This window comes from Rhodococcus sp. S3 (assembly GCF_058211795.1).
This window is the reverse complement of record NZ_CM177074.1, coordinates 3,275,509-3,301,262: the sequence shown is the minus strand read 5'-3', so window position 1 is coordinate 3,301,262 and position 25,754 is coordinate 3,275,509. Positions and strand designations below refer to the sequence as shown.

The window sequence follows — 25,754 nt, the reverse complement described above, 5'->3', positions numbered from 1 at the left end:
AACGTTACCGGCACGACGCGCGCACCCGCGGATGCCGGGTACGGGGGCGGTCCCGGGCCTAGGCTGGGGGCGTGGCCGACAACAAGAACGGTGGCATACCGGACGCGGGTTCGAATCCCTACGGCGACCAGCCCGACGAACGCACACTCGAGATGCGCCGACCACGTGAGTCGTATCTCGGATCCGACGACGACTTCAGCGCGAGCGGAACCCCCCTCGGCAGCGACGCCTACGCCGCTCCCACCGAGCAGATGTACCGGCCGGAACCGGTCTACGGTGCGGATGCGGGCGGCGCGGTGGCCGTCGGTGAGCAGACCCCGAAGGTGCGCCGCGGAACCCTCGACCTCGGTCTGTTCGTCCTGCGGGCGGCGGTCGGGGCGATCCTCGTCGCCCACGGACTGCAGAAACTGGTGGGCCTGTGGAACGGACCGGGTCTCGACGGTTTCGAGTCGTTGCTCCGCGATGCGGGATACCAGCAGCCCGCCGTGCTCGCGATCGTCGGCGCGGTCGGTGAGATCGCGGCCGGAGGACTGCTCGTCCTGGGTCTGCTCACCCCGTTCGCCGCTGCCGCGGTCGTCGCGATCATGGTCAACGCGGTGTTGTTCAAACACGAACTCGAACCGGGCGTCCAGTTCTTCGCAGCCGAATCGTCGGGCTTCGAGTTCGAGGCGCTCCTCGTCGCCTGCGCGGTGGCGATCACCCTCACCGGACCGGGACGCATCGCGATCGACGGGCGACGAGGCTGGGCGACACGTCCGTTCCTGGGCTCGTTCGTCGTGCTGCTGCTGGGTGTGGCGGCCGGCGTGTGCCTGTGGATCTTCGGACGCTGACATACGTAAGAACGGACAACGGGCGAGGGCCCCGCGATCGGGATGATCGCGGGGCCCTCGCTCTTGTTGTCGTGAGGTGTTACGGCAGGCGCCGCACGGCACCCTTGTCGGCGGAGGTCGCCAGAGCGGCGTAGGCGCGCAGTGCCTTCGAGACCGTGCGCTCACGGTCGACGGGCTGCCACGGACGCTCGGAGGCCTCCATCTTCGCGCGACGATCGGCGAGCACCTCGTCGTCGACGAGCACCTCGAGGGTGCGGGTCGCGACGTCGATGCGGATCCGGTCGCCCTGTTCGATCAGGCCGATCACACCACCGGACGCGGCCTCGGGGGAGACGTGCCCGATGGACAGACCGGACGTGCCGCCGGAGAAGCGGCCGTCGGTGATCAGGGCGCACACCTTGCCCAGGCCGATGCCCTTGAGGAAGGAGGTGGGGTGCAGCATCTCCTGCATGCCGGGGCCGCCGGCGGGGCCCTCGTAGCGGACGACGACGACGTCGCCGGCCTTGATCTTCTTGCCGAGGATGACCGAGACGGCCTCTTCCTGGGACTCGACGACATAGGCCGGGCCCTCGAAGTGGAACAGGTCCTCGTCGATACCGGCGGTCTTGAGGATCGCGCCGTCCGGTGCGAGATTGCCGCGCAGCACGCACAGGCCGCCCTCGACGGTGTAGGCGTGCTCGATGTCGCGGATGCAGCCGTTCGCGGCATCGGTGTCGAGCGACGACCAGCGGTTGTCGGTCGAGAACGGTTCGGTGGTGCGCACACCGCCCGGGGCGGCGTGGAACAGCTCGAGGGCCGTCTCGGACGCCTTGCCGGAACGGATGTCCCAGGTGTCGAGCCACTCGTCGAAGCTCTTCGTGTGGACCGTCGAGACGTCGGTCTCGAGCAGGCCACCGCGGCGCAGCTCGCCGAGGATCGCGGGGATGCCACCGGCGCGGTGCACGTCCTCCATGTGGTAGTCGGAGTTCGGGGAGACCTTCGCCAGGCAGGGCACCCGGCGGCTGATCTCGTCGATGGTGGTCAGGTCGAAGTCGACCTCACCCTCCTGTGCGGCCGCGAGGGTGTGCAGCACGGTGTTGGTGGAACCACCCATCGCGACGTCGAGCGCCATCGCGTTGCGGAAGGCGGCCGGGGTGGCGATGTTGCGCGGCAGCACCGACTCGTCGTCGTCGCGGTAGTAGCGCAGGGCCGCTTCGACGATGGTCGTGCCGGCGGTCTCGAACAGTGCGCGTCGCGCCTCGTGGGTGGCGAGGGTCGAACCGTTGCCGGGCAGCGCGAGACCGAGGGCCTCGGTGAGGCAGTTCATCGAGTTGGCGGTGAACATGCCCGAGCACGAACCGCAGGTCGGGCACGCGCTGCGCTCGACCTCGTCGAGACCCGCGTCGTCGACGGCCTCGCTGGCGGAGGCCGAGATGGCGGTGATGAGGTCGGTGGGCGCGTGGGCGACACCGTTGACGACGACGGCCTTGCCGGCCTCCATCGGACCGCCGGAGACGAAGATCGTCGGGATGTTCAGGCGCATCGCGGCATTGAGCATGCCGGGCGTGATCTTGTCGCAGTTCGAGATGCACACCAGCGCGTCGGCGGTGTGCGCGTTGACCATGTATTCGACGGAGTCGGCGATGATCTCGCGGCTCGGCAGCGAGTAGAGCATGCCGCCGTGGCCCATGGCGATGCCGTCGTCGACGGCGATGGTGTGGAACTCGCGCGCCACGCCGCCTGCTTCGCGCACGGCCTTCGCGACGATCTCACCGACGTCCTTGAGGTGGACGTGACCCGGTACGAACTGCGTGTAGGAGTTCGCGATCGCGACGATCGGCTTGCCGAAGTCGGAATCGGTCAGGCCGGTGGCGCGCCACAGGGAGCGCGCTCCCGCGGCGTTTCGTCCGACGGTGGTGGTGCGTGACCTCAACGGGGGCATGGGCTGACTTCCTTGACGGTGGCTGTGTGCGCAATCGGCCGGGCCGCGTCCGGTCGCCGGGCTGTGCGGATCCGGGCAACGGCACCGACGAATCTACTCGCGTGCTTCCGGATGCACCTATTCGCACCCGGTCGCGAGGATCAGGAGGAGCGGTCGTCCTTCTTCTCGACGGTGATTGCGTCCTCGGTGGTTTCGGCGTCCGAACCGGCTTCGGCGGCCGCCTCCTCGCGGTGTGCCTTCTCCTCCGCGCGCTGTGCTGCCGCGTACGGATCGGGGATGCGGCCTCCGCTTGCTTCCGACAGTTGCGGCAGCCGGCCGAAGGTGACGACCGGCAGTGCGACCTCGCTGCCGTCGGTGAGCCGTGCGCGGGCCCAGCCCCGCTTCGGGAACCGGAGGCCGTCGAGCTGATCCCACTCGAGACTCGTGGTCTTGAAGGTCGCCCGCGCGACGATGCCCTCGGGGCCGACGACGGTGCGTACCCGCACGATCCAGGCGGCGACGAGGAACGGAATGATCAGCGTCCATGCGAAGGCCTCCGGCCACGCCAGCGCGGGGGAGGCGAGGGCGAGGAGGAGCAGAGCGCACGCGAGGAACGACAGTCGCGAGATCTGGATGACCTGCGTCGCCGAATCGGGCGTGTGGGATGATGGAATCGGTGGCACGGGCTGCTGGGAAGATGACACCTCTACATCTTCGCACTGCAGCCGCGGCATCTCACATTCTGGGACAGTGGACCGCACCAAGTTGACTGTCTGGACACCATGCGCCTACCGTCGAGCGCGTGAATCAGAATGGGTTGCTCGTAATCGGCCGGCGCGTCGTCGCCTGAGCCGCATTTCGCAACTCGCCCACGACGCGCCACCCTCGTACAGCAGACTTGCTGACGAGGGTTTTTTGTTGCCCGGAGCCAGAATCAGAGGAATTCGCAGTGAGCGCACCAACCGCACGGCCTCAACCCTCGCCGCGAAAGCCGGGGTCCGCCACCCCGACTCCCGCAGCTGCCGCAACGCAGCCCGCCAACCGACGCCAGGTCGCCCCCGAGCGGGTCACCGGCGCCCAGTCGGTGGTCCGCGCACTCGAGGAACTCGAGGTCGACACGGTATTCGGCATTCCAGGCGGCGCGATCCTGCCCGTCTACGACCCGCTCTTCGATTCGCGACGCGTGCGCCACGTGCTCGTCCGTCACGAGCAGGGCGCCGGGCACGCTGCCACCGGTTACGCCCAGGCCACCGGCAAGGTCGGCGTCTGCATGGCCACCTCGGGTCCGGGCGCGACGAACCTCGTCACCCCGCTCGCCGACGCGCAGATGGACTCCGTGCCCGTCGTCGCGATCACCGGCCAGGTCGGTCGCCCGCTCATCGGCACCGACGCCTTCCAGGAAGCCGACATCTCCGGCATCACGATGCCGATCACGAAGCACAACTTCCTGGTCACCGACGGCGCCGACATCCCGCGCATCCTGGCCGAGGCGTTCTACCTCGCCTCCTCGGGCCGCCCGGGCGCGGTCCTCGTCGACATCCCCAAGGACATCCTCCAGGCTCAGACCACCTTCAGCTGGCCGCCGGAGATGCACCTGCCCGGCTACCGCCCGGTGACGAAGCCGCACGGCAAGCAGGTCCGCGAGGCCGCGCGACTGATCGCCGACGCGAAGAACCCCGTCCTGTACGTCGGCGGCGGTGTCATCAAGGCCGAGGCGTCGGCCGAGCTGCTCGAGCTCGCCGAGCTGACCGGCATCCCGGTCGTCACGACGCTCATGGCCCGCGGCGCGTTCCCCGACAGCCACAACCTGCACTGCGGCATGCCCGGCATGCACGGCAACGTCGCCGCGGTGGCCGCCCTGCAGAAGAGCGACCTGCTCGTCACCCTCGGTGCCCGCTTCGACGACCGCGTCACCGGTCAGCTCGACTCCTTCGCGCCCGACGCCAAGGTCATCCACGCCGACATCGACCCGGCGGAGATCGGCAAGAACCGGCACGCCGACGTGCCGATCGTCGGTGACTGCAAAGAGGTCATCGTCGAGCTGCTCGAGGCCATCCGCGCCGACCTGGCGACCGGCACGAAGCTCGACTACTCGGCATGGTGGGCCTACCTCGACGACATCCGTCGCACCTACCCGCTGAGCTACGACCGTCCCACCGACGACACCCTGTCGCCGCAGTACGTCATCCAGGCTGTCGGCAAGCTCGCCGGTCCCGACGCGATCTACTGCGCGGGCGTCGGTCAGCACCAGATGTGGGCGGCGCAGTTCGTCGACTACGAGAAGCCCCGCACGTGGCTCAACTCGGGTGGTCTCGGCACCATGGGCTACGCGGTGCCCGCGGCTCTGGGCGCCAAGATGGGTTGCCCCGACACCGAGGTGTGGGCCATCGACGGCGACGGCTGCTTCCAGATGACCAACCAGGAACTCGCGACGTGTGCCGTCGAGGGTGTGCCGATCAAGGTCGCGCTCATCAACAACGGCAATCTCGGCATGGTCCGGCAGTGGCAGACCCTCTTCTACGAGGAGCGGTACTCGAACACCGACCTGGCGACGCACTCGCTGCGCATCCCCGACTTCGTCAAGCTCGCCGAGGCCCTCGGCTGCGTGGGCATCCGCGTCGAGCGCGAGGAGGACGTCGAGCCGGCGATCCGCCGGGCGCAGGAGATCAACGACCGTCCCGTGGTGATCGACTTCATCGTCGGCAAGGACGCGCAGGTGTGGCCGATGGTCGCCGCCGGCACGAGCAACGACGAGATCATGGCGGCCCGCGACATCCGGCCGCTGTTCGACGACGACGCCGCTGCCGACGACCCCGCCGTCATCCACGAGACCATCGACGCGCTCGAAGCCCGCAGCGAGAACGCCGCGGCCGAGGAGGAGACCAAGTGAGCACGAGCCACACCCTCAGTGTTCTCGTCGAGGACAAGCCGGGCGTGCTCGCCCGGGTCGCATCGCTGTTCTCGCGACGCGGCTTCAACATCGAATCCCTTGCCGTCGGTGGCACCGAGGTGCCCGACATCTCGCGGATGACGATCGTGGTGACCGTCGACGAGTTCCCGCTCGAGCAGGTCACCAAGCAGCTCAACAAGCTCGTCAACGTCATCAAGATCGTCGAGCAGGAGGACGAGGCGTCCGTCGCCCGCGAACTCGTGCTCATCAAGGTGCGTGCCGACGCAAGCGTGCGCACCCAGGTCATCGAGACGGTGAATCTGTTCCGCGCCAAGGTGATCGACGTCTCGCCCGAGTCGCTGACCATCGAGGCGACCGGTACGCGGTCCAAGCTCGACGCGCTGCTGCGCATGCTCGAACCGTACGGAATCCGCGAGATCGTCCAGTCCGGTGTCGTCGCCGTCGGACGCGGTCCGAAGTCCATCACGGCTACCCGTTAGCCTTAACACACCCATACTTGCTGAAAGAGGTAATCACTGTGGCAGTCGAGATGTTCTACGACGACGATGCCGACCTGTCGATCATCCAGGGTCGTAAGGTCGCCGTCATCGGCTACGGCAGTCAGGGACACGCGCACTCGCTGAGCCTGCGCGACTCGGGCGTCGACGTTCGCATCGGTCTGAAGGAGGGCTCGAAGTCGCGGGCCAAGGCCGAGGAAGCCGGTCTCACCGTCGGCACCCCCGCCGAGGTCTCCGAGTGGGCCGACGTCATCATGGTCCTCGCTCCCGATACCGCCCAGGCGTCGATCTTCACCAACGACATCGAGCCCAACCTGAAGGACGGCGACGCGCTGTTCTTCGGCCACGGCCTCAACATCCACTTCGGTCTCATCACGGCTCCCGAGAACGTGACCGTCGCGATGGTCGCCCCCAAGGGCCCCGGCCACCTCGTGCGTCGTCAGTTCGTCGACGGCAAGGGCGTTCCCGCACTCATCGCCGTCCACCAGGATCCCAAGGGTGAGGGCCAGGCGCTCGCGCTGTCCTACGCCAAGGGCATCGGCGGCACCCGCGCCGGCGTCATCAAGACCACCTTCAAGGAAGAGACCGAGACCGACCTCTTCGGCGAGCAGGCCGTGCTCTGTGGTGGCACCGAGGAACTCGTCAAGACCGGCTTCGACGTCATGGTCGAGGCGGGCTACGCCCCCGAGATGGCCTACTTCGAGGTTCTCCACGAGCTCAAGCTCATCGTCGACCTCATGTACGAGGGTGGCATCGCCCGCATGAACTACTCGGTGTCCGACACCGCGGAGTTCGGCGGCTACCTCTCCGGCCCGCGCGTCATCGACGCCGGCACCAAGGAGCGCATGAAGGAGATCCTGAAGGACATCCAGGACGGCACCTTCGTCAAGCGTCTCGTCGCCAACGTCGAGGGCGGCAACAAGGAGCTCGAGGGTCTGCGCAAGCAGAACGCCGAGCACGGCATCGAGGTCGTCGGCAAGCAGCTGCGCGACCTGATGAGCTGGGTCGATCGCCCCATCACCGAGACGGCCTGATAATCACCTGATCCGGTCACGGCGGCCCGGTACCCCTACGGGGGTGCCGGGCCGTCGTCGTCGGTGCGGCGTGAGCGATGTCGCATCCACGAGCCGAGGCCGCGGAGGATACTTGGCTGATGTGGCCACTCGCCGCGTTCGGGCGGCTCCCGGGTGTCGCCACCGCCCGGTCCTACCGGCGGGGGTGGCTGCGGAGCGACGTCACGGCGGGCCTCGCGCTCAGTGCACTGCTCGTCCCCACCGGCATGGGATACGCCCAGGCCGCGGGACTGCCGCCCTACACCGGTCTCTACGCGACCGTCGTGCCGATGCTCGTGTACGCGGTGGTCGGTCCGTCCCGGATCCTCGTGCTCGGACCGGATTCCGCGCTCGCCCCGCTCATCGCGGCCGCGGTGATCCCGCTCGCCGCCGACGGTGATCCGCAGCGCGCGGTCGCCCTCGCCGGTGTGCTCGCGCTCCTCGTCGGAGCCATCCTTCTCGTCGGCGGAATACTCCGCCTCGGATTCCTGACCTATCTGCTCTCCACACCGATCCGGCTCGGTTTCCTCAACGCGATCGCGATCATCGTCATCGTCGGGCAGCTTCCGCTCCTGCTCGGCACGTCGGCCGACGAATCCGGTGTCGTCGCCGAGGTTCTCGACATCGTCGACGACGTCTTCGAGGACGGTGTCGAGCCGGCCGGATTCCTCGTCGGCGTCGGCACCCTCGCCCTCATCCTCGTGCTGCAGAAGGTCGTTCCCCGCATACCCGCGGTGCTCGTCGCGGTGATCGCCGCCTCCGCGGCGGTCGCGGTGTTCGGGCTCACCGAGCACGTGGAGATGGTGGGGGCGTTGCCCTCCGGGATCCCCGCACCCGTTCTCGGTGGGATCGAACGCGGAGACGTGATCGAACTGCTCGCACCCGCCGTCGCCGTCGCCGTCATCGCGTTCGCCGACACCGCGGTGCTGTCGCGCTCGTTCGCGCTGCGACGGGGCGAGGACGTGGACGGCAGCTCCGAGATGCGTGCCCTCGGTGTGGTGAACATCTCAGCCGGTGCCACGGGCGGATTCCCGATCTGCGGCAGCGGCAGTCGCACGCCCGTCCTCGAACAGGCCGGAGCGCGTACCCAGCTCGCGGGCGCCGTCGGAGCGGTGACGGTCGCGATCTTCCTGCTGGTGGCCCCGGGAGCGACGGCGTACCTGCCGCAGGCGGCGCTCGGTGCCGTCGTGATCGTCGCGGCGAGTGCCCTCGTCGACGTGAGGGCGCTCGGTCGCCTGTGGCGGGTCAACAAGATCGAATTCTGTTTGTCCTTCGCCGCATTCGTGGCGGTCGGCCTCGCGGGTGTGCTGAAGGGTGTGCTCGTCGCGATCGCGTTGTCGCTGGCCGCCGTCGTCGTACGCGCCTGGCAACCCCACCGGACCGAACTCGTCGAACTCGAGGACGTCGCCGGATATCACGACCGGGAACGGCATCCCGAGGGCCACCGGATCCCGGGTCTCGTGCTCGTGCGGTTCGACGCCCCGCTGTTCTTCGCGAACGGCGTGATCCTCACGAAGTTCGTCCGCGAACTCGTCCGCGAACGCGAGGACCGCATCGAGTGGGTGGTCCTCGCGGCCGAACCGATCACGGACCTCGACATCAGCGCCGTCGAGGAGATCGAACGTCTCGACGACTATCTCGCCCACCGGGGGATACGGCTCGCCTTCGCCGCGATGAAGGGTCCGGTCAAGGATAAGCTGCACCGGATGCAGACCGGGAATCGCTTCCGGGACGGTCGATTCCACCCGACCGTCCGCACCGCCGTGGTGGCCTTCCGGCACCGGAACCAGCCCGGCATCGAGCGCAGTGTGCTCGACGCACCCCCGCGGGACGTCGTCCCGCCCCCGCGGAAGGATGGGCCCGCACCACCGTGATCCCGATCCCGGTGGCCCCGCGGGAAGGGCTGGGGCACTAAACTGTGGGCGGTCGCGGGTGCCCACGCATGCTGTCGGGCGCGAGCGCCGTCGACCACTCACACATTCACGACACAGGGAGTCCGCACGTGAGCCAGAATGGCCGTCCAGTAGTCCTGATCGCCGACAAGCTTGCGCAGTCGACCGTCGACGCGCTCGGTGACGGTGTCGAGGTGCGCTGGGTGGACGGCCCCGACCGCCCCGCCCTGCTCGCGGCCGTGCCCGAGGCCCAGGCGCTGCTGGTCCGCTCCGCGACCACCGTCGACGCCGAGGTGCTCGCTGCGGCGCCCAACCTCAAGATCGTCGGTCGCGCCGGTGTCGGCCTCGACAACGTCGACATCGCCGCTGCCACCGAGCGCGGCGTGATGGTCGTCAACGCGCCCACCTCCAACATCCACTCCGCCGCCGAGCACGCGGTCGCGCTCCTCATGTCCGCGGCGCGTCAGGTCCCCGCCGCCGACCGCACCCTGCGTGAGCGCACCTGGAAGCGGTCGAGCTTCAACGGCACCGAGATCCTCGGCAAGACCGTCGGCGTCGTCGGCCTCGGCCGCATCGGCCAGCTGTTCGCCCAGCGTCTCGCGGCGTTCGAGACCCACGTCATCGCGTACGACCCCTACCTGCCGGCCGCCCGCGCCGCACAGCTCGGCATCGAGCTCGTCGACATCGACGAGCTGGTCGCCCGCGCCGACTTCATCTCGGTGCACCTGCCCAAGACCAAGGAGACCGCCGGCCTGATCAACGCCGAGCGTCTGTCCAAGGCCAAGGACGGCGTCATCATCGTCAACGCCGCCCGCGGTGGCCTGATCGACGAGGACGCGCTCTACGACGCACTCGTCGAGGGCAAGGTCCACGCCGCCGGCCTCGACGTCTTCGAGACCGAGCCGTGCACCGATTCGAAGCTGTTCGACCTCGACAACGTCGTCGTCACCCCGCACCTCGGTGCATCCACCGCCGAGGCCCAGGACCGCGCCGGCACCGACGTCGCCAAGAGCGTGCTGCTCGCCCTCGCCGGTGAGTTCGTGCCCGACGCCGTCAACGTCTCCGGTGGCCCCGTCGGCGAGGAGGTCGCACCGTGGCTCGAGCTCGTCCGCAAGCTCGGTCTGCTCGCCGGCACCCTCTCGCCCGAGGCCGTGCAGAACGTGCAGGTCGTCGTCAGCGGTGAGCTCTCGGCCGAGAACACCGACATCCTCGGCCTGGCCGCCCTCCGCGGCCTGTTCTCGGCGAGCAGCGACGAGCCCGTCACCTTCGTCAACGCCCCCAAGCTCGCGGAGCAGCGCGGCGTGACCGTCGAGGTCGAGAAGGTCAGCGAGGCCACCACGCACCGCAGCGCCGTCGAGGTCCGCGCGGTGGCGCCGGACGGACACGTCACCTCCGTCGCAGGTGCGCTCACCGGCCTGCAGCAGGTCGAGAAGATCGTCAACATCAACAGCCGCAGCTTCGACCTCCGCGCCGAGGGCCACAACCTGATCGTCCACTACCAGGACCGTCCGGGTGTCCTCGGAACGCTCGGCACCGTGCTCGGCAACGCGAGCATCGACATCCAGGCCGCGGCGCTGAGCCAGGACGCGGAGGGCCCCGGCGCCACTGTGATCCTGCGTGTCGACCGCGTCGTCGGCGACGCCGAGGTCGGACAGATCACCGAGGCGCTCGACGCGCGCGTCGCCCAGGTCGACCTGTCCTGATCCTTCGGTTCTCCATCATCCGGTGGCCGCGACCGTCTGCACGGTCGCGGCCACCGTCGCACAGGAAGTGAGTAGTGCTCATGAAACTTGCGGTCATCCCCGGTGACGGCATCGGTGTCGAGGTCACGGCGGAAGCGCTCAAGGTGCTCCGTGCCCTCGTCCCGGATCTCGAGACGACCGAGTACGACCTCGGGGCCCGCCGGTACAACGCGACCGGCGAACTCCTGCCCGATGCCGATCTCGCCGCGATCCGCGAGCACGACGCGATCCTCCTCGGCGCCATCGGCGATCCGTCGGTCACGCCCGGCGTCCTCGAACGCGGTCTCCTCCTGAACATGCGGTTCGCGCTCGACCACCACGTCAACCTGCGTCCGTCGCGCCTGTACCCGGGCGCGAAGTCGCCGCTCGCCGCCGACCACGACATCGACTTCGTCGTCGTCCGCGAGGGCACCGAGGGCCCGTACACCGGCAACGGGGGAGCGATCCGCGTCGGCACCCCGCACGAGATCGCCACCGAGGTCTCGGTGAACACCTGGTTCGGCGCCGAGCGCGTGGTCCGCTACGCCTTCGAGCTCGCGCAGACCCGCCGCAAGCACGTCACGCTCATCCACAAGACGAACGTGCTATCGAACGCCGGCGCCATCTGGACCCGCGCCGTCGAGACCGTGGGCAAGGAGTTCCCCGAGGTCACCACGGCCTACTGCCACATCGACGCCGCGACCATCTACATGGTCGACGACCCGTCGCGCTTCGACGTCATCGTCACCGACAACCTGTTCGGCGACATCATCACCGACCTCGCCGGCGCCGTGACCGGTGGTATCGGCCTGGCGGCGAGCGGCAACATCGACGCCTCGGGCACCAACCCGTCGATGTTCGAGCCCGTCCACGGCTCGGCGCCGGACATCGCCGGCAAGGGCATCGCCGACCCCACCGCGGCGATCCTGTCCACCGCCCTGTTGCTGCGCCATCTCGGGCGCGAGGAGGACGCTGCACGCGTCGAGCGGGCCGTCGAGGCCGACCTCGCCAACCGTGGCACCGGTCCGATCGTGACCACCGAGATCGGCGATCGGATCGCTGCTTCTCTCTGAGCACGGAGTTCTTCGGCGCAGAACGCGCGTGGCGCCGGCGGGTACGTCCCGTCCGGCGCCACGCGCGTTTCGCGTATCAGTCCTTCGGCACCACCGGGACCGCCGCGGCGGGAGCGATCGCGGCCAGGGCGAAGGCCGCGGGGAATCCGACCGCGGCGATGAGCCCGCCGAAGACCGGTCCGACGGCCGCGGCGAACACGAACTGCCCGGTGTTCTGGATGCCGAGTGCGCGACCACCCCAGAACGGGCCCGCGATCTCCGCGACGGCGGTGAACGCCAACCCGTTCGGCGCCGAGGTCAGGATCGACGCGACGAGCAGAACACCCACCGCGATCGTCGAATCCGTCCACGCGGTGACGGACAGCGCGACCATCGAGACGACGACAGATACGGCGACGACGCGCATCGGTCCCAGCCGGCTGCCCACCCGATCGGACCAGGCCCCGGTGACGACACGTCCGAGGGCGCCGAGGATCTGGGCGGCGGTGATGACGAGACCGGCACCGACCTCGTCCCAGCCGCGGTCGGCGATGAGCCACACCAGGGCGTAGGTCCACACGACGTACTGCGGCACCACGAGCAGGATCGACGCGAGATGGATCCGCGTGAGCGACATCGAACTCCGGTAGGGATTGCCGAGCACGCCCGCGCGCTCGGCCTCCGCCCGTCCGGGTCGCGGCGGATCCACCACCCCGACCGCGCAGGCGACCGCTGCCAGCCCGCACGCGAGCATGGGAAACGCGAGTGCCCAGGCGATCCCGTGGTCGCCCGCGAGCGTCGGGATGACGAGTGCGCCCGCGGCGACACCCAGCGGCACCGACATCTGCCGGATGCCCATCGCGAGGCCGCGCTGGTGCGGCGGGAACCATCCGACCACCACGCGTCCGCTCGCCGAGTTGGCGCTCACGGCGCCGGCTCCCGCACACATCAGCAACAGGCCGAGCAGTGCGGCGGAGGCGGTGGGGGACAGGTCCAGCGAGGTGGTCGCGCTCGCGAGCCCCATCGCGACGGCCGCGATTCCGAGCCCGGCAGCCAGCGCGAGACGTTCGCCGAACCGGTCGGCGATCGCGCCCCACACGACGAGCGTGAACACGCCGCCGAGGATCGGTGCGCCGGCGAGGGTTCCGGCCTGGGCGAGGGTGAAACCGCCCTCCTGGTTCAGCGTCGGGATGAGGAAGGCGATGCCGTTGATGACGGTGGCCTGGGAGGCCTGTGCGACGACGCCGAGGGCCAGGATCAACCATCGACGCCGACCGATGTCCGGAGTGTCCATGAGTCCCACTATCTGAGAAAGTCGTACCGTTATGTGAAATACCAGTCGGACTCTATACCCGCGGCACCCGGGCGTCGATCGCAGTGAGCGCGCACCGTTAGACTCCGGACATGCGCCTTGGTCGAATTGCCAGCCCGGATGGTGTCGCGTTCGTGAGCATCGAAGGGGAGGGGGAGTCCGCGACGGCGAAGGAGATCGCCGAGCATCCCTTCGGGAACCCCACCTTCACAGGTCGCAGCTGGCCCCTCGCCGACGTGCGGATTCTCGCTCCGATCCTCGCCACCAAGGTGATCGCGGTGGGCCGCAACTACGCCGCCCACGCCGCCGAGTCGGGCAACGAGGTCCCCGACGAGCCGATGATCTTCCTCAAGCCCAATACGTCGATCGTGGGCCCGGGCGCTCCCATCGTGATTCCGCCCACCACCTCGCTCGTCCACCACGAGGCCGAACTCGCCGTGGTCATCGGACGCCCCTGCAAGGACGTCCCCGCCGCGAAGGCCCGGGAGGCGATCCTCGGCTACACGATCGCCAACGACGTGTCCGCGCGCGACCACCAGCGCAAGGACGGTCAGTGGGGACGGGCCAAGGGCCACGACACCTTCTGCCCGCTCGGACCGTGGATCGAAACCGACATCGACGCTTCCGATCTCGAGATCTCGGCGGAGGTCGACGGACAGACCCGTCAGCGCAGCCGCACCTCGAAGATGGTGCACGACATCCCGAAGCTCGTCGAGTGGATCTCCGGTGTCATGACGCTGCTGCCGGGCGACATCATCCTCACCGGCACCCCCGAGGGTGTCGGGCCGATCGAGCCGGGCAACACCGTCTCGATCACCGTCGAGGGCATCGGAACGCTCACGAACCCCGTCGTCGCCAAGGGATCCTGACCGGAGCTCGCAGCGGGGCGGATAGCCTGGGATGGTCTCCCGTCGATCCTCAACCCTGAGCGAGTCATGACCACCAGCGAAGTACGCGTACGTTTCTGCCCGTCACCGACCGGAACCCCGCACGTGGGTCTGGTGCGCACCGCCCTGTTCAACTGGGCTTTCGCGCGTCATCACGGCGGCACCTTCGTGTTCCGCATCGAAGACACCGACGCCGCACGCGACACCGAGGAGTCGTACCAGGCGATCCTCGACGCCCTCCGGTGGCTGGGTCTCGAATGGGACGAGGGCCCGGAGGTCGGCGGACCGTACGAGCCGTACCGGCAGTCGCAGCGACGCGACCTGCACCTCGAGGTCGTGCAGAAGCTCGTCGACGCCGGTGAGGCCTACGAGTCGTTCTCGACGCCGGAGGAGGTCGAGGAGCGCCACAAGGCCGCCGGTCGCGACCCGAAGCTCGGCTACGACAACTTCGACCGCGACCTCACTCCGGAGCAGCGGCAGGCCTTCCTCGACGAGGGCCGCAAGCCGGTCGTGCGACTGCGCATGCCCGACGAGGACCTCACCTGGAACGACCTCGTCCGCGGCGAGACCACCTTCAAGGCGGGCTCGGTGCCCGACTTCGCGCTCACCCGCGGCAACGGCATCCCGCTCTACACGCTCGTCAATCCCGTCGACGACGCGTTGATGAAGATCACACACGTCCTGCGCGGTGAGGACCTGCTGTCGTCGACCCCGCGTCAGCTCGCGCTGTATGCGGCGCTGCAGCGCATCGGCGTCACCGATTTCACGCCCGAGTTCGGCCACCTGCCGTTCGTGATGGGACAGGGCAACAAGAAGCTCTCCAAGCGCGACCCGGAGTCGAACCTCTTCCTGCACCGCGATCGAGGGTTCATCCCCGAGGGCCTGCTCAACTATCTTGCCCTGCTCGGCTGGGGTCTCGCCGACGACCGCGACGTGTTCTCCCTCGACGAGATGGTCTCGGCCTTCGAGATCTCCAAGGTCAACTCGAACCCGGCCCGGTTCGACCAGAAGAAGGCCGACGCCATCAACGCCGAGCACATCCGCCTGCTCGAGCCGGCCGAGTTCGCGACCCGGCTGAAGGCGTACCTCGTCGAGCACGGCCGGATCGGGGACGACGTCGACGAGGCGCTCTTCCGGACGGCCGCCGACCTCGTGCAGACCCGCATCGTCGTCCTCGGGGACGCGTGGGATCTGCTGAAGTTCCTGTTCGTCGATGATGCCGACTTCACGCTCGACGAGGCGTCCGCGGCGAAGAACCTCAAGGAGGATGCCGCGCCCGTGCTCGACGCGTCCGTCGCCGTCCTCGAGGGCCTGGACGAGTGGACCACGCCGTCGATCGAGGAGGCGCTCAAGAGCGCGCTGATCGAGGGGCTCGAACTCAAGCCGAGGAAGGCCTTCGCTCCCGTACGGGTCGCGGTGACGGGCTCGCACATCAGCCCGCCGCTCTACGAGTCGATGGAACTGCTCGGCCGTGAGCGCACCCTCGCGCGACTGCGTGCCGGGCGGGCGCGTATCGCCTGACCCTTCGCCGGTCGCTCTCGGCCCGTCGTCGGCATCCGCCGGTGACGGGCCGAGCTCGATTTCAGACCCGCCGAGCTCGTCCCGAGCTCGATTTCATGCTTCTGACCAGCCGATTTGTAGTTGGTGGCGGGGTTGGTGCTAATCTTCTTCTCGGTTCGGAACGGAGGCCACAACGCCCGCAGGGCAGGCCGAAGGAACAAACCATTGGGGTATGGTGTAATTGGCAACACAGCTGATTCTGGTTCAGCCATTCTAGGTTCGAGTCCTGGTACCCCAGCTGAGACGCGGCGGTTTGCCCGCAACGTCTGAGCCAGCTATGCTGGCTGAGCTTCCTTCGGGAAGCGAAGAGAAGAAGTTCCATAGGCCCCCGTCGTCTAGCGGCCTAGGACGCCGCCCTCTCACGGCGGTAGCGTGGGTTCGAATCCCATCGGGGGTACAACGGACTACCCATCGATCTCCGGGTCGGTGGGTGTTCTTCTCTCGGAGGCATCGACTCGTCGATTCCTCGGAAAGTTCCAGGCCCCCGTCGTCTAGCGGCCTAGGACGCCGCCCTCTCACGGCGGTAGCGTGGGTTCGAATCCCATCGGGGGTACAACAACGAAGGCGCTCCGATCCTCGATCGGAGCGCCTTTCGCGTATGTGCGGTCAGTGCGCGGCGGACGGAAGGTAGGCGGCCGTCGTGCCGCCGATCTCCATGGCGGGCATCCCGAGCTTGCGGTGATCCCACGAACGCACCCGGACGGGCACCACGCGGACGGCCACCCGCTTGTGCATCATCTGCTCCACCGCAGGGAGCGCCTCGTCGGTGTACGGGGCGGTGTACCGCTCCCACACGTCTCGGCAGACCTCGAACAGGCGGTCGTGGTCGTCCAGGATCTCCGCGCGCCCCTCGATCGAGACGCCCCGCAACTGGTCGTAGGTGTCGCCGGCCTCGACGAGGACGGTCACGCGATCGTCGCGCCGGAGGTTGACGACCTTCTGTGATTTCGCTTTCGTCTCGAACCAGATCTCCCCGTCGAGCACGGCGTACCACATGGCGACGAGATGCGGGGTGCCCGTCGGTCCGAGGGTCGCCAGGTTCGCGACCCGGCTGCGGCGGAGGAACTCGTCGATCTCCGAGTCCGTCATCGTGATGTCTGCGCGGCGGTTGGTTCCCATGCGAAGCACTCTGGCACAGCGTGGGACCACGCCGCTGTGTTCCTCCCGCCGCCCTGCGGGCAGTCGGCTCAGAGACGCTTCTGGAGCGCTTCTGCGGCGGCGAGGAGGTCGGCGGCCCAGCGGGCGCCCGGTCGGCGGCCCATGCGGTCGATGGGACCCGATACGGAGATGGCGGCGATCACGGCACCGGTGCTGTCGCGCACGGGTGCGGCGACCGACGCCACACCGGGTTCGCGTTCGGCGGCGCTCTGCGCCCAGCCGCGGCGGCGGACCTCGACGAGCACGCGTTCACCGAAGGCGGCGTCGGGAAGGATGGCGCGCTGGGTCGCCGTATCGGCCCACGCGAGCAGAACTTTCGCGCCGGAGCCGGCCGTCATCGGAAGGCGCGCGCCGACGAGGACGGTATCGCGCAGACCGGTCGGCGGTTCGAGAGCCGCGACGCAGACCCGCTGGGTGCCCTCGCGGCGGTACAACTGCACGCTCTCGCCGGTGATTTCGCGCAGGCGGGGGAGGACGAGCGAGGCGGCCTCGACGAGGGTGTCGCCTGCGCCCGCGGACAATTCGGCCAGACCGGGGCCGGGACGCCACTGTCCGTCGCTGTCGCGCATGAGGAGACGGTGGACCTCGAGGCCCACGGCGAGACGGTGCGCCGTGGCGCGGGGCAGGCCGGTCCGCGCGCACAACTCGTTGAGGTTGCACGGCTGTTCGGCAACCGCATGGAGGACTGTCATCGCTTTGTCCAGCACTCCGATCCCGCTATGCTGTCTCATAGGTCGATACCTCCGTCTCGCATAATGGGAAGCATATCGCATGCCGAGAACGGTGGGGACGACGCCATACGCGGCCGGACAGCCCCCGGGATCCCGCGTTCGTCACGTACGACAAGGTGGAGAAGATGGCTGGAAAGACTCTGGCGGAAAAGGTGTGGGACCAGCACGTGGTCGTGCGCGGTGAAGGACAGGGATCGGCGCGACAGCCGGACCTGATCTACATCGACCTGCATCTCGTACACGAGGTGACCAGCCCGCAGGCCTTCGACGGTCTGCGGCTGGCCGGACGCCGGCTGCGGCGTCCCGATCTCACGATCGCCACCGAGGACCACAACGTCCCCACGGTGGACATCGACAAGCCGATCGCCGACCCGGTCTCGCGCACGCAGGTCGAGACCCTGCGCCGCAACTGCGAGGAGTTCGGTGTCCGTCTGCACCCCATGGGCGATCTCGATCAGGGCATCGTCCACGTGGTCGGCCCGCAGCTCGGTCTCACGCAGCCCGGCATGACGGTGGTGTGCGGCGACAGCCACACCTCCACCCACGGCGCCTTCGGTGCGCTGGCGATGGGCATCGGTACCAGTGAGGTCGAACACGTCATGGCGACGCAGACGTTGTCGCTGCGGCCCTTCAAGACGATGGCCATCAACGTCGACGGCACTCTCGCGCCGGGAGTGACGAGCAAGGACCTCATCCTCGCCATCATCGCGAAGATCGGCACCGGCGGCGGACAGGGCTACGTCCTCGAATACCGCGGGGAGGCGATCCGCGCGCTGTCGATGGAAGCGCGGATGACCATCTGCAACATGTCGATCGAGGCGGGCGCCCGCGCCGGCATGATCGCCCCCGACGAGACCACCTACGAGTTCATCGAGGGTCGCCCGCACGCCCCGAAGGGCGCCGACTGGGACGCCGCCGTGGAGGCCTGGGAGCAGCTGAAGACCGACGACGACGCGGTTTTCGACGCCGAGGTCCACATCGACGGCAGCGCTCTGACGCCCTTCGTCACGTGGGGCACCAACCCGGGCCAGGGCGCTCCGCTCGGGGCCAGGGTTCCGGTACCCGCGGAGATCGCCGACGAAACCGAGCGGTCTGCAGCGGAGAAGGCGTTGCGCTACATGGATCTCGAACCGGGCATGCCGCTGCGCGATGTGAAGATCGACACCGTCTTCGTCGGCTCGTGCACCAACGGTCGCATCGAGGATCTGCGCGCCGTGGCGGATGTCCTGAAGGGCCGCAAGGTCGCCGACGGCGTCCGGATGCTCGTCGTGCCGGGTTCGATGCGGGTGCGCGCGCAGGCGGAGGACGAGGGTCTCGGCGAGATCTTCACCGCCGCAGGCGCCGAGTGGCGTCAGGCCGGGTGCTCGATGTGCCTGGGCATGAACCCCGACCAGTTGGCGCCGGGCGAACGCTCCGCGTCGACCTCCAACCGGAATTTCGAAGGACGGCAGGGCAAGGGCGGACGGACGCATCTCGTCTCGCCGGCCGTGGCCGCCGCAACCGCGGTGCGGGGAACGCTTTCCGCACCGGCGGATCTGGACTAGACCACAGGACCGACGAGGAGAATTTTCGATGGAAGCCTTCACCACTCACAAGGGCATCGGCGTCCCGCTGCGCCGCTCCAATGTCGACACGGACCAGATCATCCCGGCCGTGTACCTGAAGCGCGTCACCCGTACGGGATTCGAGGACGGTCTGTTCGCCGCATGGCGCAACGACCCGTCCTTCGTCCTCAACACTCCGCCCTTCGACCGCGGCAGCGTTCTCGTCGCCGGACCGGATTTCGGCACCGGCTCCTCGCGTGAGCACGCCGTGTGGGCGTTGTCGGATTACGGATTCCGGGTCGTGATCTCGTCCCGTTTCGCCGACATCTTCCGCGGCAACGCCGGAAAGGCCGGTCTGCTCGCCGCTCAGGTCTCGCAGGACGACGTCGAACTGCTGTGGAAGCTCATCGAGCAGCAGCCCGGACTCGAACTGGAAGTGGATCTCGAGAACCGGACGGTGACCGCCGGAACCACCGTGGTGCCGTTCACCATTGACGACTACACGAGGTGGCGTCTTCTGGAGGGTCTCGACGACATCGGATTGACATTGCGCCAGGTAGACGCGATTTCCGAGTACGAAAAGTCAAGGCCGTCATGGAAACCGAGTACCCTTCCGGCGCCCTGAAAACACCCCTCGAACGCGCCTTCTCCGGGCCGGGCCCGGAGGTTATTTGCATGAGAATCCGCGTGGCACATAGACTCTTGCCCGTTTGCGGGTCTACCGTGGACTGGAGTCGGTCTGACGGTGGACCGTGTATGTGCGGAGGAAATCAATGAACAAGGCAGAACTGATCGACGTTCTGACCGAGAAACTCGGTTCGGACAGGCGCACCGCCACCGCGGCCGTCGAGCACATCGTGGACGCGATCGTTCGCGCCGTGCACGACGGTAAGAGCGTCACCATCACCGGATTCGGTGTCTTCGAGAAGCGTCGCCGGGCCGCTCGTGTCGCGCGGAACCCGCGCACGGGTGAGACGGTCAAGGTCAAGCCGACCTCGGTGCCGGCCTTCCGTCCCGGCCAGTCCTTCAAGAACATCATCGCGGGCACCCAGAAGCTTCCGGCTTCGGGTCCGGCCGTGAAGCGCGGTGCAGCCGCAGCGGCCAAGAAGACCGCGGCAGCGAAGAAGGCGGCCAAGAAGACTGCGGCGAAGAAGACCACAGCGACCAAGTCGACCGCGGCGAAGAAGACCACCGCAGCGAAGAAGACCACGGCGGCGAAGAAGACCACGGCGACCAAGTCGACTCCGGCGAAGAAGACCACGGCAGCCAAGAAGACCACGGCGGCCAAGTCGACTCCGGCGAAGAAGACCACCGCCACCAAGTCGACCGCGGCCAAGAAGACCACCGCGGCCAAGAAGACCACGGCGGCCAAGTCGACTCCGGCGAAGAAGACCACCGCCACCAAGTCGACCGCGGCGAAGAAGACCACCGCGGCGAAGAAGACCACCGCGGCGAAGAAGAGCCCGGCCAAGAAGACCACGGCCCGCAAGAGCACCAAGAAGTAACACCCACCCGCGATGCGGCTCGCCACGTGCGAGCCGCACAGGTGAGACGACGGCGGCCACCGGACATCCGGTGGCCGCCGTCGTGCGTACTCGGGTCAGATGCTCTCGTCGTCCGCCGGCGGACGGCCCGTGGGAAGAGGGCTGTCGATGTGGTCGGCCGCGATGAGGCGATCGCCGCGCAGCGACAACACCCACATGCTCGCCTTCCGGTTCCGCGCCGGAGGCAGCACGAGACCGTCGCGCTCGGCCCACCATTCCAGCAGCGGCGGGATCACCTTGCCCTGACTGGAGATCACGGGAGTGCCGGGACCCGACGCGATCTCCAGCGCCCGCTTGCGGCCGCGGTCCGGATCGGCCCGGTACTCCTCCTCCGACAGCGACGGCTCGATCGCGATCTCGAGCCCGTGCCGGGAGGCGAAGGGCTCGACCGTCGCGATGCACCGCGTGCGGTCGGCGGACACCACACTGTCGCCGCCGAACGCCGTCAACTGCGGAACGAGAGCCTCCGCCTGCGCCCGTCCGGACGCATCGAGGGGCCGGTAACGGTCGTCGCCCTTGTACTTCTTCCGACTACCCGCCTTGGCGTGCCGCACGATCAGCGCCGTGGTCGTGTCCAGCGGCACCCGGCGGAAGCGGCGGAGGACACTGCGGTCCATCGGATAGGACAACAGGTCGAATGCCTCTTCGGGGGACACCCAACGCAATTCGTCCACTTCGTCGTTGGGCGCGAACTGCCCGTCGAGGCACCGCGCGGCCCAGTAGTCCACCCGCTTGAGTTTGCGGTGACCCGGAACGGGGTAGACGACCTTCCCGAGACTGCTGCCGAGCGCGGCGCGGAATCCGGTCTCCTCCTCGATCTCCCGCACCGCGGCGACCACCGCCGTCTCACCCGGGTCGAGTTTGCCCTTCGGAAAGGACCAGTCGTCGTAGCGCGGACGATGCACGAGCGCGACCTGCGCATCGTGCGGAGCGTCGTCGGCCGCAGGGCGCCACAGGACGGCGCCCGCCGCGAAGATGTTGGCCTTCACGGGCTTGTCGCGTGATTCGGTCAACGTTCCCTCCACCTCAGGACGCGCGGCTACGCATGAGTTCGACCTGGTGGTCGCGGGCAGCGGTTCCCGGCTCGGGGGACGCCGTCCACGTGCCGTCGCCCTCGAGCGTCCAGCAGCGGGTGACCGGGTCGAGCGCGGAATCGAAGATGCGGTCCAACTGCGCTGCGAGCCGGGTGTTCTTCACCTGCACCATCACCTCGACGCGACGGTCGAGGTTCCGGTGCATCATGTCGGCGCTGCCGATCCAGTACTCGTCGCTGCCCCGGAAATGGAACAGCCGCGAGTGTTCGAGGAACCGCCCCAGGATCGAGCGCACCGTGATGTTCTCGCTCAGCCCGGGCACGCCGGGTTTGAGGGCGCAGATCCCGCGCACGACCACCTCGGTGCGCACCCCCGCCCGCGACGCGCGGTAGAGCGCGTCGATCACCTGCTCGTCGACGAGGGCGTTGGCCTTGAGCCGGATCCCGCTGGGGCGACCGGCCTCGTGGTGCTCGATCTCACGCTCGACGCGTTCGATGATGCCCTTGCGGACTCCGTGCGGCGCGACGAGCAGATTGCGGTACTGCGCCTTCCGGGAGTACCCGGTGAGGGTGTTGAACAGGTCGGTGAGGTCGGCGCCGATCTCGGGCGACGACGTGAGCAGGCCGACGTCCTCGTAGAGACGAGCGGTCTTCGGGTTGTAGTTTCCGGTGCCGATGTGGCAGTAGCGCCGGATCGTCGAACCCTCGCGCCGCACGACCAGACAGGTCTTGCAGTGCGTCTTGAGACCCACGAGTCCGTATACGACGTGGACACCGGCCTGTTCGAGTTTGCGTGCCCACTTGATGTTGGCCTGCTCGTCGAAGCGCGCCTTGATCTCCACGAGCGCGACGACCTGCTTGCCCGCTTCGGCAGCAGCAATCAGAGCGTTGACGATGGGGGAGTCGCCCGACGTCCGGTACAGCGTCTGCTTGATGGCGAGGACCTGACTGTCGGCGGCGGCCTGCTCGATGAACCGTTGCACGCTCGTCGAGAACGAGTCGTACGGATGGTGGACGAGGATGTCGCCCTCGCGCAGAGTGGAGAACACGCTCTTCGGTGTCTCGCGCTCGCCGAAGGCGGGATGGGTCGCCGGCACGAACGGGGCGTCCTTCAGATCCGGACGGTCGACGGCGTGCACCTGCCACAGCGACGACAGATCGAGCAGGCCGGGCAACTGGACGACGTCGACCCGGTCGACGTCGAGTTCGCGCAACAGCAGGTCGAGCATGTGCTCGGTCATGTCGTCCGACACCTCGAGCCGCACGGGAGAACCGAAGCGCCGCCGGGCGAGTTCGCGTTCGAGGGCCTGGAGGAGATCCTCGTCGCGGTCCTCCTCGACCTCGAAGTCGGCGTTGCGGGTGACGCGGAAGGCGTGGTGCTCGACGATCTCCATGCCCGGGAACAACACGTCGAGGTGGGCGGCGATCAGTTCCTCGAGCGGGAGGAAGGCCGGCAGTCCGTGCGACGAACCCGCGCGATCGACCCGGACGAACCGTTCGACGTTGTCGGGCACCTTCACGCGCGCGAAGTGCTCACCGGACGACTGCGAATCCTTGACCGTGACAGCGAGGTTGAGGGACAGGCCGCTGATGTAGGGGAAGGGGTGTGCGGGATCGACCGCGAGCGGCGTCAGGACCGGGAAGACCTGGTCGGCGAAATACTGTGTCAGTCGTCGGCGTTCGTCCTCCGTCAGATCCGCCCATCGGATGATCGAGATGCCTTCGTCCGCCAGGGCCGGCATGACCGAGTCGAGGAAGACCTGCGCCTGGCGACCGGCGAGTTCGCGCGTGCTCGACGCGATGAGCGCGAGCTGGGCACGCGGGGTCAGTCCGTCCGCGGACCGGACCGACAATCCCGTCTCGGCGCGACGTTTCAGCCCGGCGACCCGCACCATGTAGAACTCGTCGAGATTCGACGCGAAGATCGCGAGGAACTTGGCGCGTTCGAGCAACGGCTGCGAGGTGTCCTCCGCGAGCGCGAGAACGCGGGCGTTGAAATCGAGCCAGCTCTGTTCGCGATTGAGGTAGCGGTCGACGGGAAGCGTGTTGTCGTGATCGGTCCTCGACTGCAGTCCCGTCGCGGCCGGAGGCGCGCTGGTGGCGGTCGCCACGCGACCGGCAGGTCGGGCGACGCCGGACGGTGCCGCGTGCTCGGAACTCATGGGATCGGGGGAATCGCCGTTGGTCACCAGTTCATTGTGGCAGAGCGACGGCTCCCTGCAGCGCTGTCGCACCGGTGGCGCAGCGGGAACTCGACCGTGTCGAGCACGGCCGCGGTGGCCGGTCCGACGCCGAGTCGCAGTGCGGCGGCGAGATCGTCCGGTGTGTCCACATCGAGTCGCAGTCCGGGGAGCGCGTCAGGTACCGGATACGCGCCGGCATCGATGTGGCGACCGGCCGATCCCGGTCCGAACGACAGGGGCGGCAGGGTGCCGCTCACGCAGTGCAGCAACGCCGTCGTACCGCTCGCCGTGTGGTCGACGACCACGGCCGTTCCCGTCCGCCGCGCAGTCTCGCGTGCGAGCGCGAATTCCTCGGGCCGCAGGGAGGGCAGGTCGGCCTGCAGTGCCACGAGTTCGGCGCCGGGTGCATGCTCCCGCGCCCGGCGGGCCGCTGCGAGCAGTGCGGAGTTCAATGGGTCGGGGGAGTCGGGACCGACCGGATCGGGGAGGACGTCCGCGCCGCAGTCCAGCGCCGCGGCCGCGACCCGCTCGTCGGCGGTGACGACGGTGACCGTCACGTCTCCGGCGGACAGCGCCGCCGTCGCGGTGTCCTGCAGCATCGCGAGCACCAGTGATTCCCGCGCCGCCGGGTCGAGGACGTGCGAGAGCCGCGACTTCGCCAGGCCGAGGGCCTTGACGGGAACGAGCACGTGCGTCGCGGGCATTGCCCGATTGTGCCATCAGCGATCGATCGCACGATCGCGCGAGGTGACGAACCGCACGACCGCCCGCTGTGACCGCCGTCGTATGCGGTCCGTCCTCCGACCCGGCGCGGTGTCGGTGGCGCCTGCGCGATACTGGGTGCGACCGTGGGTGGTGACCGCCCGGACCGAACCGGTCGCGACCGCCCGCTCCGGGCCGATCGCGACCGCGAGTGCCGGGCATCGGACGAGAGTGAGGATCGCGTGACCACAGCAGCAGTTCTGGGCGCGGGTTCGTGGGGGACGGCGTACGCCAAGGTGCTGGCCGACGCCGGAACGGACGTGACGATCTGGGCACGGCGCGAGGAGGTGGCGCGCTGCATCGCGGAGCGACACGAGAACTCCGACTATCTGCCCGGTGTGGAACTGCCGCACTCGCTGAAGGCGACGGCCGATCATCGGGTGGCCGTCGAGGGCGCCGATTTCGTGGTCCTCGCCGTCCCGAGCCAGACCCTGCGGGCCAATCTCGAGGCGTGGAAGGTGGATATCGGACCGGAGGTCACACTTCTCAGTCTCGCCAAGGGAATCGAGAGCGGCACCCTGATGCGCATGAGCCAGGTGATCGGTCAGGTCACCGGCGCCGAACAGAATCGCATCGCCGTGCTGTCCGGCCCCAACCTCGCTCGCGAGATCGCCGAGGGGCAACCGGCCGCGACCGTCATCGCGTGCCCCGACTCCACCCGCGCCATGGAGATCCAGAAGTCCTGCGCCACAAAGTACTTCCGTCCGTACACCAACTCCGACGTGATCGGCTGTGAGATCGGCGGCGCCTGCAAGAACGTCATCGCCCTCGCGTGCGGCATGGCCGCCGGGGTGGGCCTCGGTGAGAACACCGTCGCGAGCATCATCACCCGCGGTCTCGCCGAGATCACCCGGCTCGGAACCGCCCTCGGTGCCAAGCCGGCCACGCTCGCCGGTCTCGCCGGGGTCGGCGATCTCGTCGCCACGTGCACGTCCCCGTTGTCCCGCAACCGTTCGTTCGGCGAACGCCTCGGTCGCGGCGAGTCGCTCGAGAGCGCGCAGGCGGCCACCCACGGTCAGGTGGCCGAAGGGGTCAAGTCGTGCACCTCGGTCCGAGCCCTCGCGGCGAGCTACGACGTCGAGATGCCGCTCACCGACGCCGTGCACCGCGTGTGCCACGAAGGCATGTCGGTGCCGGACGCGATCGGACAGCTGCTCGGACGCCGGATCAAGCCGGAATGAGCGG

The 25,754-nt window shown here is 68.5% G+C and carries 21 protein-coding genes and 3 tRNA genes; 16 read left to right on the top strand and 8 right to left on the bottom strand.

All coding sequences use genetic code 11. The features are described 5' to 3' along the window. Positions 1-71: 71 nt before the first annotated feature. The gene (locus tag AC0LPE_RS15460) at positions 72-830 is read left to right on the top strand and encodes a DoxX family protein (RefSeq protein ID WP_016691194.1); all 759 of its coding nucleotides are present in this window, start codon (positions 72-74) and stop codon (positions 828-830) included. Between the two features lie 79 nt (positions 831-909). Here the strand turns inward: AC0LPE_RS15460 and ilvD are convergent, their stop codons facing one another. Together ilvD and AC0LPE_RS15450 are read right to left on the bottom strand one after the other, a co-directional pair. After that, positions 910-2,751 (bottom strand): dihydroxy-acid dehydratase, encoded by a 1,842-nt coding sequence (gene ilvD, locus AC0LPE_RS15455; RefSeq protein ID WP_016691195.1) that lies wholly within the window; start codon positions 2,749-2,751, stop codon positions 910-912. A 140-nt stretch (positions 2,752-2,891) separates the two neighbouring features. After that, positions 2,892-3,413: a PH domain-containing protein gene (locus AC0LPE_RS15450; RefSeq protein WP_088897182.1), complete on the bottom strand. Its 522-nt coding sequence runs from the start codon at positions 3,411-3,413 to the stop codon at positions 2,892-2,894. Positions 3,414-3,679: 266 nt separating this feature from the next. Here AC0LPE_RS15450 and AC0LPE_RS15445 point away from each other — a divergent pair, with 266 nt between their 5' ends. The 6 genes from AC0LPE_RS15445 (at position 3,680) to AC0LPE_RS15420 (ending at position 11,876) form a co-directional block, all read left to right on the top strand. Then, the gene (locus AC0LPE_RS15445; RefSeq protein WP_026060943.1) at positions 3,680-5,620 is read left to right on the top strand and encodes an acetolactate synthase large subunit; all 1,941 of its coding nucleotides are present in this window, start codon (positions 3,680-3,682) and stop codon (positions 5,618-5,620) included. Continuing rightward, positions 5,617-6,120, top strand: a complete 504-nt coding sequence (gene ilvN / locus AC0LPE_RS15440) for an acetolactate synthase small subunit (RefSeq protein WP_006554535.1) — start codon at positions 5,617-5,619, stop codon at positions 6,118-6,120. Before AC0LPE_RS15445 ends, ilvN begins: the two co-directional genes overlap by 4 nt. Positions 6,121-6,170: 50 nt before the next feature. After that, a complete protein-coding gene (gene ilvC / locus AC0LPE_RS15435) occupies positions 6,171-7,172 on the top strand; it encodes a ketol-acid reductoisomerase (protein ID WP_016691198.1) in 1,002 nt (333 codons plus the stop codon). 119 nt (positions 7,173-7,291) lie between these two features. Beyond that, positions 7,292-9,064: a SulP family inorganic anion transporter gene (locus AC0LPE_RS15430; protein ID WP_490604773.1), complete on the top strand. Its 1,773-nt coding sequence runs from the start codon at positions 7,292-7,294 to the stop codon at positions 9,062-9,064. A 128-nt stretch (positions 9,065-9,192) separates the two neighbouring features. Next, the gene (gene serA, locus AC0LPE_RS15425) at positions 9,193-10,785 is read left to right on the top strand and encodes a phosphoglycerate dehydrogenase (protein ID WP_088897185.1); all 1,593 of its coding nucleotides are present in this window, start codon (positions 9,193-9,195) and stop codon (positions 10,783-10,785) included. An 80-nt stretch (positions 10,786-10,865) separates the two neighbouring features. After that, positions 10,866-11,876, top strand: coding sequence for a 3-isopropylmalate dehydrogenase (locus AC0LPE_RS15420; RefSeq protein WP_026061914.1), 1,011 nt, complete (start codon positions 10,866-10,868; stop codon positions 11,874-11,876). Between the two features lie 76 nt (positions 11,877-11,952). Here the strand turns inward: AC0LPE_RS15420 and AC0LPE_RS15415 are convergent, their stop codons facing one another. Beyond that, complete coding sequence (locus AC0LPE_RS15415) at positions 11,953-13,149, bottom strand: MFS transporter (protein ID WP_088897186.1); 1,197 nt, start codon at positions 13,147-13,149, stop codon at positions 11,953-11,955. 110 nt (positions 13,150-13,259) lie between these two features. Here AC0LPE_RS15415 and AC0LPE_RS15410 point away from each other — a divergent pair, with 110 nt between their 5' ends. The 5 genes from AC0LPE_RS15410 (at position 13,260) to AC0LPE_RS15390 (ending at position 16,167) form a co-directional block, all read left to right on the top strand. Continuing rightward, the gene (locus tag AC0LPE_RS15410) at positions 13,260-14,036 is read left to right on the top strand and encodes a fumarylacetoacetate hydrolase family protein (protein WP_060651453.1); all 777 of its coding nucleotides are present in this window, start codon (positions 13,260-13,262) and stop codon (positions 14,034-14,036) included. Between the two features lie 66 nt (positions 14,037-14,102). After that, positions 14,103-15,575 carry a glutamate--tRNA ligase gene (gene gltX / locus AC0LPE_RS15405; RefSeq protein ID WP_088897187.1) on the top strand — a complete coding sequence of 491 codons (1,473 nt, stop codon included), beginning with the start codon at positions 14,103-14,105 and terminating at the stop codon, positions 15,573-15,575. 205 nt (positions 15,576-15,780) lie between these two features. After that, positions 15,781-15,852: transfer RNA gene (locus tag AC0LPE_RS15400), tRNA-Gln, on the top strand. An 86-nt stretch (positions 15,853-15,938) separates the two neighbouring features. Beyond that, positions 15,939-16,011 (top strand) — tRNA-Glu (locus AC0LPE_RS15395). An 83-nt stretch (positions 16,012-16,094) separates the two neighbouring features. After that, positions 16,095-16,167: transfer RNA gene (locus AC0LPE_RS15390), tRNA-Glu, on the top strand. A 53-nt stretch (positions 16,168-16,220) separates the two neighbouring features. On the opposite strand, the gene AC0LPE_RS15385 is transcribed toward AC0LPE_RS15390, so the two are convergent. Both AC0LPE_RS15385 and AC0LPE_RS15380 read right to left on the bottom strand, forming a co-directional pair. After that, positions 16,221-16,733: a pyridoxamine 5'-phosphate oxidase family protein gene (locus AC0LPE_RS15385; protein WP_088897289.1), complete on the bottom strand. Its 513-nt coding sequence runs from the start codon at positions 16,731-16,733 to the stop codon at positions 16,221-16,223. A 68-nt stretch (positions 16,734-16,801) separates the two neighbouring features. Further along, positions 16,802-17,503: an IclR family transcriptional regulator gene (locus AC0LPE_RS15380; protein ID WP_026061810.1), complete on the bottom strand. Its 702-nt coding sequence runs from the start codon at positions 17,501-17,503 to the stop codon at positions 16,802-16,804. A gap of 116 nt (positions 17,504-17,619) precedes the next feature. Between AC0LPE_RS15380 and leuC the strand changes: the two genes are divergently transcribed. The 3 genes from leuC (at position 17,620) to AC0LPE_RS15365 (ending at position 20,552) form a co-directional block, all read left to right on the top strand. Beyond that, positions 17,620-19,047, top strand: coding sequence for a 3-isopropylmalate dehydratase large subunit (leuC, locus tag AC0LPE_RS15375; RefSeq protein ID WP_088897188.1), 1,428 nt, complete (start codon positions 17,620-17,622; stop codon positions 19,045-19,047). Between the two features lie 28 nt (positions 19,048-19,075). After that, positions 19,076-19,672: a 3-isopropylmalate dehydratase small subunit gene (gene leuD / locus AC0LPE_RS15370; protein ID WP_016935315.1), complete on the top strand. Its 597-nt coding sequence runs from the start codon at positions 19,076-19,078 to the stop codon at positions 19,670-19,672. Between the two features lie 148 nt (positions 19,673-19,820). Beyond that, positions 19,821-20,552 (top strand): HU family DNA-binding protein, encoded by a 732-nt coding sequence (locus AC0LPE_RS15365; RefSeq protein ID WP_490604772.1) that lies wholly within the window; start codon positions 19,821-19,823, stop codon positions 20,550-20,552. Between the two features lie 95 nt (positions 20,553-20,647). Here the strand turns inward: AC0LPE_RS15365 and AC0LPE_RS15360 are convergent, their stop codons facing one another. Genes AC0LPE_RS15360 through cofC form a run of 3 tightly spaced genes read right to left on the bottom strand, consistent with a single transcriptional unit; the run spans position 20,648 to position 24,511 of the window. Beyond that, positions 20,648-21,604, bottom strand: a complete 957-nt coding sequence (locus AC0LPE_RS15360) for an NUDIX hydrolase (RefSeq protein ID WP_026061542.1) — start codon at positions 21,602-21,604, stop codon at positions 20,648-20,650. A gap of 13 nt (positions 21,605-21,617) precedes the next feature. Next, on the bottom strand, positions 21,618-23,786 hold the full coding sequence (locus tag AC0LPE_RS15355; RefSeq protein WP_202399896.1) for an RNA degradosome polyphosphate kinase: 2,169 nt from the start codon (positions 23,784-23,786) through the stop codon (positions 21,618-21,620). A gap of 23 nt (positions 23,787-23,809) precedes the next feature. After that, a complete protein-coding gene (cofC, locus tag AC0LPE_RS15350) occupies positions 23,810-24,511 on the bottom strand; it encodes a 2-phospho-L-lactate guanylyltransferase (RefSeq protein WP_088897191.1) in 702 nt (233 codons plus the stop codon). Between the two features lie 240 nt (positions 24,512-24,751). On the opposite strand from cofC, the gene AC0LPE_RS15345 reads away from it, so the two are divergent. Beyond that, entirely contained in the window at positions 24,752-25,750 is a 999-nt protein-coding gene (locus AC0LPE_RS15345; RefSeq protein WP_088897192.1) for an NAD(P)H-dependent glycerol-3-phosphate dehydrogenase, read from the top strand. Positions 25,751-25,754: the final 4 nt, after the last annotated feature.